Origin of the sequence: Kribbella sp. NPDC058245, assembly GCF_042882005.1 — a bacterium.
In the GTDB taxonomy this organism is placed as follows: domain Bacteria; phylum Actinomycetota; class Actinomycetes; order Propionibacteriales; family Kribbellaceae; genus Kribbella.
This window is the reverse complement of record NZ_JBHVWY010000003.1, coordinates 121668-136319: the sequence shown is the minus strand read 5'-3', so window position 1 is coordinate 136319 and position 14652 is coordinate 121668. Positions and strand designations below refer to the sequence as shown.

At 68.1% G+C, this 14652-nt stretch carries 15 protein-coding genes; 8 read left to right on the top strand and 7 right to left on the bottom strand.

Annotated features, from left to right (window positions below; genetic code table 11):
* The first annotated feature begins 133 nt into the window (after positions 1-133).
* Positions 134-628, top strand: a complete 495-nt coding sequence (locus ACFVWG_RS07165; RefSeq protein WP_391542262.1) for an FABP family protein — start codon at positions 134-136, stop codon at positions 626-628.
* Positions 629-865: 237 nt separating this feature from the next.
* Here ACFVWG_RS07165 and ACFVWG_RS07160 read toward each other — a convergent pair whose 3' ends face one another.
* Positions 866-1543 (bottom strand): response regulator, encoded by a 678-nt coding sequence (locus ACFVWG_RS07160; RefSeq protein WP_391542261.1) that lies wholly within the window; start codon positions 1541-1543, stop codon positions 866-868.
* The gene (locus tag ACFVWG_RS07155; RefSeq protein ID WP_391542260.1) at positions 1536-2792 is read right to left on the bottom strand and encodes a sensor histidine kinase; all 1257 of its coding nucleotides are present in this window, start codon (positions 2790-2792) and stop codon (positions 1536-1538) included. The genes ACFVWG_RS07160 and ACFVWG_RS07155 overlap by 8 nt, the downstream gene beginning before the upstream one ends.
* A gap of 133 nt (positions 2793-2925) precedes the next feature.
* Between ACFVWG_RS07155 and ACFVWG_RS07150 the strand changes: the two genes are divergently transcribed.
* The gene (locus ACFVWG_RS07150; protein ID WP_391542259.1) at positions 2926-4284 is read left to right on the top strand and encodes a cation:dicarboxylate symporter family transporter; all 1359 of its coding nucleotides are present in this window, start codon (positions 2926-2928) and stop codon (positions 4282-4284) included.
* Positions 4285-4856: 572 nt separating this feature from the next.
* On the opposite strand, the gene ACFVWG_RS07145 is transcribed toward ACFVWG_RS07150, so the two are convergent.
* A complete protein-coding gene (locus ACFVWG_RS07145) occupies positions 4857-5678 on the bottom strand; it encodes an LLM class flavin-dependent oxidoreductase (RefSeq protein WP_391542258.1) in 822 nt (273 codons plus the stop codon).
* A gap of 109 nt (positions 5679-5787) precedes the next feature.
* Here ACFVWG_RS07145 and ACFVWG_RS07140 point away from each other — a divergent pair, with 109 nt between their 5' ends.
* From ACFVWG_RS07140 to ACFVWG_RS07120, 5 genes are all read left to right on the top strand, one after another.
* Positions 5788-6780 carry a YgfZ/GcvT domain-containing protein gene (locus ACFVWG_RS07140; protein WP_391542257.1) on the top strand — a complete coding sequence of 331 codons (993 nt, stop codon included), beginning with the start codon at positions 5788-5790 and terminating at the stop codon, positions 6778-6780.
* Positions 6781-6839: 59 nt separating this feature from the next.
* On the top strand, positions 6840-7796 hold the full coding sequence (locus tag ACFVWG_RS07135) for an asparaginase (protein ID WP_391542256.1): 957 nt from the start codon (positions 6840-6842) through the stop codon (positions 7794-7796).
* A gap of 79 nt (positions 7797-7875) precedes the next feature.
* Positions 7876-8376, top strand: a complete 501-nt coding sequence (locus tag ACFVWG_RS07130) for a helix-turn-helix domain-containing protein (RefSeq protein WP_391542255.1) — start codon at positions 7876-7878, stop codon at positions 8374-8376.
* Positions 8376-8930, top strand: a complete 555-nt coding sequence (locus ACFVWG_RS07125) for a hypothetical protein (protein ID WP_391542254.1) — start codon at positions 8376-8378, stop codon at positions 8928-8930. Before ACFVWG_RS07130 ends, ACFVWG_RS07125 begins: the two co-directional genes overlap by 1 nt.
* Positions 8931-9031: 101 nt before the next feature.
* Positions 9032-9382: a DUF2516 family protein gene (locus tag ACFVWG_RS07120; RefSeq protein WP_391542253.1), complete on the top strand. Its 351-nt coding sequence runs from the start codon at positions 9032-9034 to the stop codon at positions 9380-9382.
* 7 nt (positions 9383-9389) lie between these two features.
* Here ACFVWG_RS07120 and ACFVWG_RS07115 read toward each other — a convergent pair whose 3' ends face one another.
* Positions 9390-10181: a L,D-transpeptidase family protein gene (locus tag ACFVWG_RS07115; protein WP_391542252.1), complete on the bottom strand. Its 792-nt coding sequence runs from the start codon at positions 10179-10181 to the stop codon at positions 9390-9392.
* Between the two features lie 134 nt (positions 10182-10315).
* Here ACFVWG_RS07115 and ACFVWG_RS07110 point away from each other — a divergent pair, with 134 nt between their 5' ends.
* Entirely contained in the window at positions 10316-10819 is a 504-nt protein-coding gene (locus ACFVWG_RS07110) for a macro domain-containing protein (protein WP_391542251.1), read from the top strand.
* Between the two features lie 28 nt (positions 10820-10847).
* Here the strand turns inward: ACFVWG_RS07110 and ACFVWG_RS07105 are convergent, their stop codons facing one another.
* The 3 genes from ACFVWG_RS07105 to ACFVWG_RS07095 all read right to left on the bottom strand — a co-directional run bounded on the left by ACFVWG_RS07105 (position 10848) and on the right by ACFVWG_RS07095 (position 14371).
* Positions 10848-11387: a L,D-transpeptidase gene (locus tag ACFVWG_RS07105; protein WP_391542250.1), complete on the bottom strand. Its 540-nt coding sequence runs from the start codon at positions 11385-11387 to the stop codon at positions 10848-10850.
* A 184-nt stretch (positions 11388-11571) separates the two neighbouring features.
* Complete coding sequence (gene typA / locus ACFVWG_RS07100) at positions 11572-13434, bottom strand: translational GTPase TypA (protein ID WP_391542249.1); 1863 nt, start codon at positions 13432-13434, stop codon at positions 11572-11574.
* Positions 13435-13624: 190 nt separating this feature from the next.
* The gene (locus ACFVWG_RS07095) at positions 13625-14371 is read right to left on the bottom strand and encodes an SDR family NAD(P)-dependent oxidoreductase (RefSeq protein WP_391542248.1); all 747 of its coding nucleotides are present in this window, start codon (positions 14369-14371) and stop codon (positions 13625-13627) included.
* Between the last annotated feature and the right edge of the window lie 281 nt (positions 14372-14652).

Genomic DNA, 14652 nt, shown 5'->3' with positions numbered 1-14652 from the left:
CTCTAGACTCGGGATCGTGCTCCACGTCATCTTCACCACGCTGCTGGTCCTGGTCACGCTCTTCATGGGCTGGTTCTCGACCTACGTCGTCTACCGGCTGTTCCGCGGCCGCCAGGCGAGCTGAGCGACCCCGATGGCGTTCGAGATCCCGCAGAACCTGCACCCCGACCTGATGCCGCTGGCCTGGCTGCTCGGTCGCTGGGAGGGCCGCGGGCACGGTGACTACCCGACCATCGAGAAGTTCGAGTTCGGGCAGCAGATCGACTTCAGCCACAACGGCAAGCCGTTCCTGCACTACGTCAGCCAGACCTACGTGGTCGGCGAGGACGGCAAGCGCGAGCGTCCGCTGGCGCTCGAGACCGGTTTCTGGCGGCCGAAGCCGGACAACAAGCTCGAGGTGATCCTCGCGCACCCGACCGGCTTCGCCGAGATCTGGTACGGCGAGATCGAGGGCGCCAAGGTCGAGATGCGCACCGACGTGGTCGCCCGCACCGAAACGGCCAAGGAAGTCACCGCCGGCCACCGCCTCTACGGTCTGGTCAAGGGCGAGCTCATGTGGGCCTACGACATGGCCGCCGAAGGCCAGCCCCTCCAGCCCCACCTCTGGGCCACCCTCGTCCGCTCCTGATTTTCCTAGCGTCCGAAAACACGCCGACCACGCACTGCACCCCTTCGGACGCTAATCTCGAGCGATTCGCAACGTCCGAAAACACGCCGACCACGTACTGCGATCCTTCGGACGTTAGCTCCTGGACCCACTTAACGTCCGAAGATCCGGAGGCGGGCCCTCCGATCGTTCGGACGTTAGCTCCCGGACCACGTAACGTCCGAAAACCCGGAGACGGGCCCTCCGATCGTTCGGACGTTAGCTTTCGGCTACCCAGGAGTACTCGACTTTGGGGCGGCCGGAGCGGCCGTCGTAGCGTTGGGTGCGGAGGGCTTGGCCTTGGTCCGCGAGGTGCTCGAGGTAGCGGCGGGCGGTGATGCGGGACGTGCCTAGTGAGGTGGCGATCTCCTCGGCGGTCCAGCCTTCGCGGTTGCCGAGTAGTTGTACGACGCGGTCGAGGACGGAACCGGCCAGGCCCTTCGGGACTGATGAAGTCCTTGCCGGGTGCAACAAACGGTCGACCTCGTCCTGGTCGGCGACCACTTGGCCGGCCTCGGCCGCGCGGCGTTGCCGGGCGTACGCCGTGAGCCGGTCACGCAATGTCTCGTAGGCAAAGGGTTTCAGCACGTACTGCACCACGCCGATCCGCGCCGCCGCCTGTACTGCCGCGACCTCGCGGGCCGCGGTGACCGCGACCACATCGGTTTGGTTGCCTTGGGCCCGCATTCGGCGAACCACGTCCAGGCCGTGACCATCCGGCAGATTCATGTCCAGCAGCACGAGGTCCACGCCGGGCCGGGTCAGCACCTGCAGCGCGCGGGCCGCCGTACCGGCGATGCCGATGCAGGTGAAGCCGGGCAGGCGATCGACGTACGTGCGATGGGCCTCGGCCGCGACCGGGTCGTCCTCGACCACGAGGACCCGCAGGTCAGGCACTCGCGCTCACCGCCCGCGGCAGCCGGACGCGCACGGTCAGCGCCGGTACGTCGGCCAGTTCGGAATCCGGGTCGACCATCAGGGTGCCCTGCCAGCGCTCGACCGTACTGCGGACGAGCACGAGGCCGAGGCCATGACCTGGCTCGGCCTTCGTGGTCCAGCCGCGCTCGAACATGTGCGCCAGCTCGGTCGCACCCAGTTCGGCGCCGGTGTTGGTGACGATCAGGTCGATCGCGTCGGCCGTCGTACCGGCTCGAAGCTCGACGCGGCGGGGTGCCGGTCCGCCGCGGGCGGCCTCGATCGCGTTGTCGAGCAGGTTGCCGACGACGGTGACGACGTCCTGGGCCGGGAGCCGGGTGTTGAGCGCCTCGTGGCCGAGTTCGAGGGTGAGCGTGACGCCGCGCTCCTGGGCCTGGGCCAGCTTGGCGAGGAGCAGCGAGGCCAGCACCGGGTCGCCGACCGTGCCGACCACTCGATCCGTCATCGCCTGGGCGAACTGCAACTCCGACACTGCGAACTCCCTGGCCCGTTCGGGCTTGCCGATCTCGATCAGGCTGACGACTGTGTGCAGCCGGTTCGACGCCTCGTGGTTCTGGGCCTGCAGCGACTCGGCCAGGCTGCGGACCGCGTCCAGCTCACCCAACAATCGCTGCAGCTGGGTGTGGTCCCGCAGTGTGACGATCCGGCCGGACCGCGACGGTTGCTGATTCACGACCAGTACGCCGCCGGCGCCGAGGTGGAGTTCGTCGTACGCCGTCCTGCCGTCGCGGAGCAGTTCCGCCAGGGGCGTGCCGAGGTGGAGCTCCTCGATCGGCGTACCAGGTGGGACGGCTCTGAGGCCGAGGAGTTGGAGCGCCTCGTCGTTCGCGAGCTGCACCCGGCCGTCGGAGTCCAGCAGGATCAGGCCTTCCCGAGCCGCGTGCAGGACGCCCTCGTAGAAGTCGAGCATCCGGGCCAGCGCCTGGGTGCCGATGCCGCGGGTGGCCTGCCGGACCCGCCAGGTGACGAGCGCGTTACCGGCGATCGCGACACCGAGGATCAAGCTGGCGATGCCGAGCATCGGGCGGACGTCGGAACGGAGCAGGTCCCACCAGCCCTCCGGCGTCGTACCGGCGGCGGCCGCGTCGCGGTGGGCCTGGGCGCGGGACCGGCTGACCAGGGACGCCCAGACCATCACGATCAGGATCGAGACCGTGACCGTCTGCAGCCAGAGAACCTGGCGACGAAGTTCCCACGGCCGGTGTTTCACACCGGACAGTCTGCACCGAGAACGATATGAACGAAACGCGCACTTCTCCTGTGCGTCACGTCACAGTTACTAAACCCCTCCCGGTAGCTTCAAAGCCCCGCACTGCCCGCCCGGCCGATACAGGAGTCCCACCATGGCGAGCCCCGAACCGCGCACCACCCCGGTCCGTAACGACCGGACCCATTTCCTCTACATCGCCGTCATCGTCGCCGCTCTGCTCGGCATCGGTGTCGGACTGCTGTTCCCGGATTTCGCGGTCGAGCTGAAACCGCTCGGCACCGGATTCGTGAACCTGATCAAGATGCTGATCAGCCCGATCATCTTCTGCACGCTCGTGATCGGCATCGGCTCGGTCCGCCAGGCGGCGTCGGTCGGCAAGGTCGGTGGCCTTGCGCTCGTCTACTTCCTGGTGATGTCGACGGTCGCGCTCGCCATCGGTCTGCTGGTCGGCAACATCGTCCAGCCCGGCTCCGGCCTGAACCTGACCGACAAGCTCCGCGAGACCGGCCAGAAGCAGGTCGCCGGTGCACATGCGACGACGACCGACTTCATCCTCGGCATCATCCCGAAGTCGCTGCTGTCCTCGCTGACCGAGGGGCAGGTGCTGCAGACGGTGCTGGTGGCCCTGCTGGTGGGCTTCGCACTCCAGGCACTGGGCTCCAAGGGCACGCCGGTCCTCGTCGGGATCGGGCACATCCAGAAGCTGGTCTTCAAGATCCTGTCGATGATCATGTGGACCGCCCCGATCGGTGCCTTCGGCGCCCTCGCCGCGGTCGTCGGTGCGGCCGGTTCGACCGCGCTCGTCAGCCTGCTGAAGATCATGGTGGCCTTCTACATCACCTGCGCGCTCTTCGTGATCGTTGTCCTGGGCACCATTCTCAAGTCGGTCACCGGGATCTCGATCTTCCAGCTGCTGAAGTACCTGGGCCGCGAGTTCCTGCTGATCGTGTCCAGCTCGTCGTCGGAGACCGCGCTGCCGCGACTGATCGGGAAGATGGAGCATCTCGGCGTCGGCAAGTCCGTCGTCGGTATCACCGTCCCGACCGGCTACTCGTTCAACCTGGACGGTACGGCGATCTACCTGACGATGGCGTCACTGTTCATCGCCGAGGCCATGAACACGCCGTTCTCGCTCGGGCAGCAGGTCTCCCTGCTGGTCTTCATGATCATCGCCTCCAAGGGTGCCGCCGGTGTCACCGGCGCCGGCCTGGCCACCCTGGCCGGTGGCCTCCAGTCGCACCGCCCCGAACTCGTCGACGGCGTCGGCCTGATCGTCGGCATCGACCGCTTCATGTCCGAGGCCCGCGCCCTGACCAACTTCGCCGGCAACGCCGTCGCCACCGTCCTGGTCGGCCACTGGGTCGGCGACTTCGACAAGGACCAGGCCCGCCAGGTCTTCGCCGGCGAAGACCCCTTCGACGAAGCCGCCTTCGCCGCCGGCGACACCCACGCCGGCGACGTCCCCGAACCGGCCGAGCCGAAAACCTCCTGACCACCCCTCCACCCCCCCACACTGCCCGCCGGAGCCACAGCCCGGCGGGCAGTGCCCTGCCCACCCCGGCTTGATCGCACCCCCGGCTTGATCGCACCCCCCGCCTTGATCCCACCCGGTCCTTGTCCCGGGATCACGCCCACCCGGTCCGGTCAGCCCGCCCCGGCGGCATTTGAACGGATATCCCTCCACATTGCCGGTTCTCCCCTCAAATTTTGAACAGAGAAGCGACAACTTGAGGGGAGATCCCCTGAAATGCGCGGAGGGGCAGGTGCGTCGTCGCGGCGGAGTGTGGCCCACAGGCCCGTACGACGATGGCCGCGGCCCGCAGGCCGGTACGGCGGTCGCCGCGGACCGCCTGTACGACGCTCGCTGCGCCCGGCAGGGCTGAACGACGATCGCGGACCGTCTGTACGGCGATCGCCGCGGACCGCCAGGCCGCCACAACTGAGGGTGGTGCTGGGGTGGGTGCGGACGCCCACCACTGTCCAACCTCCGCGCGCGGGGTGGATTCGGTGGGTGGTGAGCGTGGGGAGACCTGGTGGGGGAGGTTGGTCAGTGGGGGCGGTCCGCTATTTGTCGGCCAGGAGTTCGATCACCGGGGCCAGGTCTTCCAGGTAGCCGGCGTTGACGGAGATGTAGGTGGCGCCGATGGTGTCGCGGCGGCGTTGGAGTTCGTCGGCCATCTCTTGGGGAGTGCCGCGGAGGAGCATCAGGGAGTCCATGGACTCGAGGGTGTCGGCGTCTACGCCGGCGGCTCGTTTGGTCCAGGGCGGGAGGGGGCGGGTGCCGGCGGCGAGCAGGTTCATGGCGAGTTCGATGTCGTCGGCTCGGGAGCCGGCCAGGATGCGGAGTTCGGCGGCCAGGGCGGCGACCTCCTCGCGGGGTGTGGTGGCGTCCTTGGCCAGGGACACGATGTCGGCGCGTTCTGCTGCGAGGGCGAGGGCTTTGGGGCCGCCGGCCGCGAGCATGATCGGCGTCCGGACTTCGCCGTCGAGTTCGCGCAGGATCTCCAGCGTCTCGATGACCTGCTCACGGCGTTCGCGAGCCGTACCCCAGTGCAGACCGACGTCGGCCGTCTGCTTCTCGGCGACCGGCCGTCCGGTACCGATCCCGAACTCGAACCGCCCGTCGGTCAGCAAGGTCAGCGTGTGCGCCTCCCAAGCGGTCTGCCGCGGCGTCCGCAGCGGCGCGGCAGCCACGAAGGTGCCGACCCGGATGTCAGCCACCGCGGCCGCCATCGCCAGCGACGGGAACGGCGACGGGAGCTGCAGCCCGTCCGGCATCAGCACGGTCGAATACCCCAGCTCCGCCGCCCGCCGTACCGTCGTCATCCACTCCGCGCCGCTCGTCGGGCTACCCGCCACCCCGAACCGGAATCGCCTGTCGCTCATCGTCTGTCTCCTTCCACTGTGTTTACCCACAGCCTGGCCGCAAGCCCACCCTGTCCACATCCCACGGAGGGAGGCGATCGCCCTACGCCGGGCGACGTACTCTGGTGACATGTCACGGACCCGCAGCCCCCTGCTCGACCGGCCCGCCGCCGTCGAGGCCGATGGACTCGACGCCGGAGTCGCGGCGCACTACGGCTCGGATCTGCGGGAGCAACGCGCGATCGTCGCGGGGGAGGCCTTCGTCGACCTGTCGCACCGCGACGTCGTCACGATCAAGGGCCCGGACCGGCTGACCTGGCTGCACGCGATCACCTCCCAGTACTTCGAAGGCCTCAAGCCCGGTACGTCGACCACCGCGCTCCTGCTGTCCCCGACCGGCCACGTCGAGCACGCCATGTACGGCGTCGATGACGGCGAAACGTTCTGGGTGCACACCGAACCGGGTGCGTCGGTCGCGCTCATCGAGTGGCTGCAGAAGATGGTTTTCATGTCCCGTGTCGAGATCACCGACGTGACGGACGACTACGCGATCGTCTGGCGGCCGGGACCGGCTACCGGCGAGCATCTGACCCGCTCCGGCGCGGACTCGCTGGGCGGACACGAGGTCTTCCTGCCGCGGGCAGAGCTCGCAGCGTTGGAGGGTCCGGCAGCCGGCATCTGGGCGTACGAGGCGCTCCGGATCGAGGCCGGTCATCCGCGGTTCGGCCTGGACATGGACGAGCGAGCGATCCCGAACGAGCTCGGCTGGCTGGGCGTCGGCGTCCACCTGGACAAGGGCTGCTACCGCGGCCAGGAGACGGTCGCCCGCGTGCACAACCTCGGCCGCCCGCCGCGCCGCCTGGTGCGTCTGCTGCTGGACGGTTCGGTCGACCACCTGCCGACGCACGGGTACGCCGTACGGGCCGGTGAGAAGCAGATCGGGTTCATCGGTTCCGCGGCCCGGCACCACGAGCTCGGCCCGATCGCGCTCGCACTGGTCAAGCGCAACGTCGACCCCGAAGCCATCCTCGAGGTGGTCGCCGTGGACCAGCCGACGGTCACCGCGACCCAGGAGCTCCTGGTCGACCCTGAGGTCGGCCTGCACGTCCGCTCCCGGCTGTGAGCCGGATCATTCGCAAGATCGCTTTTTGCACCTGACATCCAGGCCGTACAGTTCGTGCCGTGAGCGAACCTGTGATCCTGGCCGATGTCGTCCGCAGTGGTTTCGTCGAAGGCCACCACCGAGGCTCCGTCGTGGTCACCGACCCCGACGGCAGTGTCTCCTGGTCGGTCGGTATCACCGACCAGCCGATGTTCCCCCGTTCCTCCAACAAGCCGATGCAGGCACTGGGGATGCTCCGCCACGGCCTTCCCCTGGAGGGGAAACTGCTGTCGCTGGCAGCGGCCTCCCACTCGGGTGAGCCGTTCCACATCGACGGTGTCCGCGAGATCCTCGCCCTTGGAAAGCTGGATGAGTCCGCGCTGCAGACCCCTCCGGCGTACCCGCTGGAAGACGCCGTACGCGACGCCTGGGTGCGTGCCGGGCACGGCCAGGAATCGATCGCGATGAACTGCTCGGGCAAGCACGCGGCGATGCTCCTCACCTGCGTGGTCAACGGCTGGCCGCTCGACACCTACCGCGCTCCCGATCACCCACTCCAGCAGGTCATCCGCACAGCGGTCGAGGACACCGCGGGGGAGAAGGTCTCGTACGTCGCTGTCGACGGCTGTGGTGCGCCGATCCTCGCGATCAGTCTGGCCGGCCTGGCGCGGTCGTTCGGTCTGTTCGCCGCTGCCGCGCCCGGGACCCTCGAGGCGAAGGTGAAGGACGCCTGCCGGGCGTACCCCGAGTACGCCAGCGGGAGTATGCGCGACGAGACCGCGCTGATGCGCGCGATCCCGGGCCTGTTCTGCAAGGTGGGTGCCGAGGCCGTGTATGCGGTGGGTCTCGAGGACGGTCGTGGGATCGCGGTCAAGATCGACGACGGTACGCCGCGGGCACGGGCCGTGGTGATGGCAGCAGTGCTGCGGAAGCTGGGGATCGAGCACGAGGTGATCGAGCAGCAGTTGGAGTTCCCGTTGCTGGGTGGCGGCGTACCGGTGGGGTCGGTTCGGCCGCACGCTCCCGCGCTCGGTTAACGGCGCATTACCCAGTGCGTGAGTGAGGTCACGGCGCGTCTGCTTGCAATTGCAAGCAGACTGCTAGCACACTGGGGACATGGCCAGGTTGAGTGATCGTGTTGCCGGTTCGGTGGGCTCCGTTGGTGAGTACCTTGCCGAGCAGCGGCGGCAGGCGCAGTTGTCGTTGCGGCAGCTGTCCGACCTGGCAGGTGTGTCGAACCCGTACTTGAGCCAGATCGAGCGCGGCCTGCGGAAACCGTCGGCCGATGTGCTGCAGCAGCTCGCGAAGGCGTTGCGGATCTCTGCGGAGACCTTGTACGTACGGGCCGGCATCCTTGATCCGGACGACAGCTCGGACGGCAGTGCCAATGGTCGGCGCGCCTCCGGTGTGGTCGACGCGATCCTGCTCGACCCGGCGCTCAACGAGCGCCAGAAGCGGGTCCTGCTGGATGTGTACGGCTCCTTCGTCCGTGAGAACACACCCGCCGACGAGACCGTTGTCGCAGCGCCGCCGAAGAAGAAGGCGGCCGCGACGGCCAAGAAGACCCCTGCACGACCCCGCAGTACCCACTCGCCGAAAATTCAAGGAGAAGCCTGATGGCTACCCGCACCCCTGTCACCCCGTTGTACGCGATCGCCGGCGCCGGCGACCTGGCCGTGGAGAAGTTCCGCGCGGTCAGCGAGGACGTCACGACCCGGTTCGCCAAGCTGGACCAGAAGACCGTGCAGGCCGAGTTCAGCAAGCGGCAGAGCGAGCTCACCGCTGAGCTGACCAAGCGCCAGGCCGAGCTGACCAAGCGCTTCGAGGCGCTCGTCGCCGACGCCCGCACCGCACCGGCCAAGCTCCGTGAGCTGCCGGCCGTCGCGCAGGCCGGTCTGACCACCGTTCTGGGCCAGGCCGAGGAGACCTACGAGGACCTGGCCGGCCGCGGCAAGGAGCTGGTCGAGCGGATCCGTTCGCAGAAGGCCACCGAGGACCTGGAGGCCGCCGCGAAGACCACGGTGAGCAAGGCCAAGGCCACCCGGACCACGGTGAAGAAGACCGCCGAGACCGCGCAGCGCAACGTCAAGGCGACCACCACCGCCGCGAAGAAGACCGCGAAGACGGCCGCCAGGGCCACCACCGACGCCGCCGCCAAGATCGGCGACTGAGCGTAGTAGTCACCCCTCATTGGGTAAATGTTTGCGCCTGGGCGGCCCGCACCTGTGGATCACAGGGGTGGGCCGCCCGGTCTTTCGGCTAGGCTCGGGGCATGCTCCCACTCGCCACGTTCCCGAACCTCTTCCCGGGGTTCGCGGGCCCGTTCGAGATCATCTGGTGGGTGCTGCTCGCGCTGAAGCTGGTCGCGCTCGTCGATGCGGCCTTCCGGCCGCGGGCGGTGTTCATCGCCGCGGACAAGCTGACCAAGCCCGGCTGGGTGCTGATCCTGGTCGTCTTCTCGCTGAGCCAGCTCTTCCAGGGATGGCTGAGCTTCTTCGGCCTGATCGGGATCGCCGCCGCCGGGGTCTACCTGGTCGACGCCCGGCCCGCCCTGCGCGCCGCCACCGGCCGTGGCCGGGGCGGCTGGGGGATTCGCCGCCGGCGCGGCCCCCGTCCGCTCTGAGGGCTGCCTACGAGCGGTAGACGATCACCTTGTCGCCGACGTGGACCTGGTCGAACAGGATCTTGATCTTGGCCAGGTCCCGGACGTTCACGCAGCCGTGCGACGCACCGTTGTAGCCGCGGGCCGCGAAGTCCGACGAGTAGTGCACCGCCTGGCCGCCGCTGAAGAACATCGCGAACGGCATCTTCGAGTCGTACAGCTTCGACACGTGGTCACGGCTCTTCCAGCCGACCGTGAAGCCGCCCTCGCGGGTCGCCGTTTTCACGGCACCGAAGCGGACGTCCATCTGCATCTTCACCACGCCATCGACGACGTACCGGAGTTTGCGCGTCGTCTTGTCGATGCACAGCGCGACCCCGGTCGAGCAGCGGGCGTCCAGCTTGCGGCCGTCGACCACCGGCACCGGCGGGTAGAGCTCCTTCTGGGTCGGCTCCTTCGTGGCGGCCGTGAGCTTGGCCCAGGTGTTCTGGTCGACATACCCGAGCGGCGGAATCCCCTTGGACTGCTGGAACTTCTTCACAGCACTCCGGGTCATCGTCCCGTACTCGTTGTCCAGGTACTGCTTGTCGAGCAGCTTCAACTGGATCAAGCGGGCTTCCAGTTTCCGCACGCTCACGCTGACAGCGCCGTACTTGTAGACGGCCTTCGGATAGATCGGCAGCTGCCCACTGACCTCGAACGGCACCGCCTTGACCTCGACGGACGCGGCCTTGGCCACCACTCCGGCCCCAGCCACCGCCACCACCGTCGCCCCGGCCACCAGCCCGGCCACCACGTTGCGAATGATCAGCGCGCGCATCGGACATCCTTCCGTCGACCTTGTCCCCGTTACCCCGTAGGACGTCCTCACAGCCAATTTTGTTGACCCCCCAGCGTAAATTGCCCACCAGGCCAACCGCACCCTTTGTGTGCAACTCGTGACCGGAGCACCGCATGGACATCATTCTCAGTACGGCGGACATCACCACGGTGGGCGCCGACGCGATCGTGAACGCCGCCCATCACGCCCTGCGCGGCGGTGGCGGCGTCGACGGCGCGATCCACCGAGCGGGCGGTCCGGAGATCCTCGCCGAACTGATCGAGCGCTACCCCCGGGGAGCAGCACCGGGTGAGGCGGCGTGGACGACGGCCGGGCGGCTGCCCGCGTCGTACGTGATCCATGTGGTCGGGCCGAATTACACCGCTGGGCAACAGGATCCGGCGCTGCTGGAGTCGTGTTACCGCAATGCGTTGCGGATCGCGGACGAGCTCGGCGTGAAGACGCTGGCGCTGCCGGCGGTGTCGGCCGGGATCTTCGGCTGGCCGGCCCAGTCCGCGGCGGACATCGCCGTGCGGACACTTCGTCGTACGGCGAGTGGGGTGGTCACGGCGAAGTTCTGTCTGGTGGAACCGCGGCTGTACAAGGCGTTCGGGAAAGCAACAGCGGCCGAGGCGTAGGCCCCGGCCGCTGTGAGAGTGCTGTGGATCAGCCGCTGTAGACGACGACCTTGTCGCCGACCTTGATCTGGGCGAAGATCTTGGCCAGCTTGGCCTTGTCACGGATGTTGACGCAGCCGTGCGAGCCGCCGTTGTAGCCGCGGGCCTTGAAGTCCGACGAGTAGTGGACGGCCTGGCCGCCGCTGAAGAACATCGCGTACGGCATCTTCGACTTGTAGAGCGTCGAGACGTGGTTCTTGGACTTGCGCTGCACCTTGAAGGCGCCGTTGCGGGTCGGCGTCTTGCTGGTGCCGAAGCGGGCGTCCAGGACGTACACGGTCTTGCCGTTGACCAGGTAGACCAGCTTGCGGGTCTTCTTGTTGATGCACATCGTGCGGCCCTTCATGCACCGCGGGTCCAGGTGGTAGCGACCGATGTACTTGGTCTTGGCGACTGCCTTCTGCGGCACGGCCACGGCGGTCTTGGGTGCCACGGTCGCGGCCTCGGCCGTCGTGGCGGCGGTGAGAGCGCCGACCCCCACGAATGCGACGGCGGTCATGGTGGCGCCGAGCTTACGCAGAATGCCCATGGTCTTTCCTTCCCCCAACTGAAGTTTTGCTTTTCACAGAGTCAGACGTCGGCAGCGGACGTCTGGTTGGTAACGATCCGGAAGAAACTTTCCGGAGCGCGCCGAAAAAGGGTGTATCACACCCCTGTATTTCAGCGCGCGTCCTCAGGACCGACGTTGCCGAACCGTGTTGCGAAAAGACGTGTCAGGCCTTGTTCTTGCGGCCGAGCTTGGCGCGCTCGATCTGCGTCAGCGCGACCTTGCGGATCCGGACCGCGTCCGGCGTGACCTCGACGCACTCGTCCTCGCGGCAGAACTCCAGCGACTGCTCGAGCGAGAGCTTGCGGGCCGGGACCAGCTTCTCGAACTCGTCCGCGTTCGAGCGGACGTTGGTCATCTTCTTTTCCTTGGTGATGTTGACGTCCATGTCGTCGGCGCGCGAGTTCTCGCCGACGATCATGCCCTCGTACACCTCGGTGCCCGGCTCGCAGAACATCGTGCCGCGTTCCTGCAGGTTGATCATCGCGTACGTCGTCGCGGCGCCGGTGCGGTCGGAGACCAGCGAACCGGACGGGCGGGTGCGCAGCTCGCCGAACCACGGCTCGTAGGCCTCGAAGACGTGGTGCGCGATGCCGGTACCGCGGGTGTCGGTGAGGAACTCGGTCCGGAAGCCGATCAGGCCGCGGGCCGGGACCAGGAACTCCATCCGCACCCAGCCGGTGCCGTGGTTGGTCATCTGCTCCATCCGGCCCTTGCGGACCGCGAGCAGCTGGGTGACGGTGCCCAGGTACTCCTCGGGGCAGTCGATCGTCAGCCGCTCGACCGGCTCGTGCTTCTTGCCGTTGATGTCGCGGGTGACCACCTGCGGCTTGCCGACGGTCAGCTCGTAGCCCTCGCGGCGCATCTGCTCGACCAGGATGGCCAGCGCCAGCTCACCACGGCCCTGCACCTCCCAGGTGTCCGGACGCTCGGTCGGCAGCACCTTCAGCGACACGTTGCCGACCAGCTCGCGGTCGAGCCGGTCCTTGACCAGGCGGGCGGTCACCTTGGTGCCCTTGACCCGGCCGGCCAGCGGCGAGGTGTTGGTACCGATCGTCATCGAGATGGCCGGCTCGTCCACGGTGATCAGCGGCAGCGGCTTGGGGTTGTCCGGGTCGGTCAGGGTGTCGCCGATCATGATCTCCGGGATACCGGCGATCGCGACGATGTCACCCGGGCCGGCCGAGTCGCCGGGGACGCGCTCGAGCGCCTCGGTGACCAGCAGTTCGGTGATCTTGACCTTCTGGATCGAACCGTCGTGGCGGCACCAGGCGACCTGGGCGCCCTTCTTCAGCGTGCCCTCGTGCACCCGGACCAGCGCGAGCCGGCCGAGGAACGGCGAGGCGTCCAGGTTGGTCACGTGGGCCTGCAGCGGCGCGCCCTCGGTGTACTCCGGGGCCGGAACGTTGGCCAGGATCGTCTCGAACAGCGGCTCGAGGTCCTCGGAGTCCGGCAGGGTGCCGTCGGCGGGGGCGGTCAGCGAGGCCCGGCCGGCGCGCGCCGAGGCGTAGACGACCGGGAAGTCCAGGGCGCTCTGGTCGGCGTCGTGGTCGAGCAGGTCCATGAACAGCTCGTAGGTCTCGTCGACGACCTCGGAGATCCGCGAGTCCGGACGGTCGACCTTGTTCACCACCAGGATCACCGGCATCCGCCGGGCCAGCGCCTTGCGGAGCACGAACCGGGTCTGCGGCAGCGGGCCCTCGGAGGCGTCCACCAGCAGCACGATCGCGTCCACCATCGACAGGCCGCGCTCGACCTCACCACCGAAGTCGGCGTGGCCGGGGGTGTCGATGATGTTCAGCGTCATCTGCTCGCCGTTGGCCATCTTGTGCCGGACGGCGGTGTTCTTGGCGAGGATCGTGATGCCCTTCTCGCGCTCCAGGTCACCGGAGTCCATCGCCCGCTCGTCCACGTGCTGGTGGGCGCCGAAGGCGCCGGACTGCCACAGCATCGCGTCGACCAGGGTGGTCTTGCCGTGGTCGACGTGGGCCACGATCGCGACATTGCGCAGGTCGTTACGGACAGGCATGGGGAAGCGCTCCAAGCAGTAGACTGGGTGTCAGGCGGTGGCTACGGTGTGTCGTGAATCGTCTTGGTGAGTCACGAGATCTCGGCCACTCGACGCAAGGCACAGCAGCTCTATCCTACCGGTCACCGTTCGTATCCACGAAAACGTCGCCTGGCGGGCGCCTGCCGGTCCATGATCCGCGGGCCACGCTTCACTGCACGCGGTGCACCTTGTGCTGTGCAGCCTGGGCGCGGGGGCGGACGGTGATGCGGTCGAGGTTGACGTGCGGCGGGCGGCCGGCGACCCAGCTGACGATGTCGGCGATGTCGTCGGAGGTGAGCGGTTCGGCGACTCCGGCGTACACGGCGTCGGCCTTGGCCTGGTCGCCTTCGAAGCGGGTCAGCGCGAAGCCTTCGCTCTTCACCATGCCGGGCGCGATCTCGCTCACTCGCACCGGCTGGTCGAACAGCTCCAGCCGCAGAGTGTCGACGACCGCCTTCGCGGCGTGCTTGGCGGCGACGTACCCGCCGCCGTTCTCGTAGGCGACCTGACCGGCCGTCGAACCCATCACGATGATCGTGCCCTGCCCGGCGATAAGGGCCGGGAGCAACGACTTGGTGACGGCGGCGACGCCGATCACGTTCACCTCGAACATCCGCCGCCACGCGTCCAGATCGGCCTCCGCGACCGGCTCGGCGCCGAACGCGCCGCCGGCGTTGTTCACCAGGAGATCCAGCCGGTCACCGACCGTCGCGGCCAGTGCGGCCACGTCCTCGGCGGACGTGACGTCGCACTGCACCGCACGGCCGTCGATCTCCTTGGCCAGCGCCTCGATCCGATCCAGCCGCCGGGCGGCGGCGATCACCTCGAAGCCATCCTTGGCGAGCCGGCGGGCGGTCGCCGCCCCGATCCCGCTGCTCGCTCCGGTCACCACGGCAAGAGGACGGTTCGCAGTCATACCTTCAGTCTCGCAAACGTCCGGCGCATCCGGTTCGCCCGTCTCACCCACGCCCACTTGGCCGGAGCAGGACCACCCCCGGTGACCAGTGCAGCGGCAGACGGGCCGGGGTTGCTGTTGTCCCAAGCCACCACTTGCGGCCGGAGACAGGAAATTGGGGCCGGAGACCTCTGGCAACAGGTCTCCGGCAGTCACAAGATGTCTCACGCCACCACTGGTGGCGTGAGACCAAATCAGCTGTCCGGTGGATGGCGGCAGGGTTCTGTGAACCGGTGTGGCGA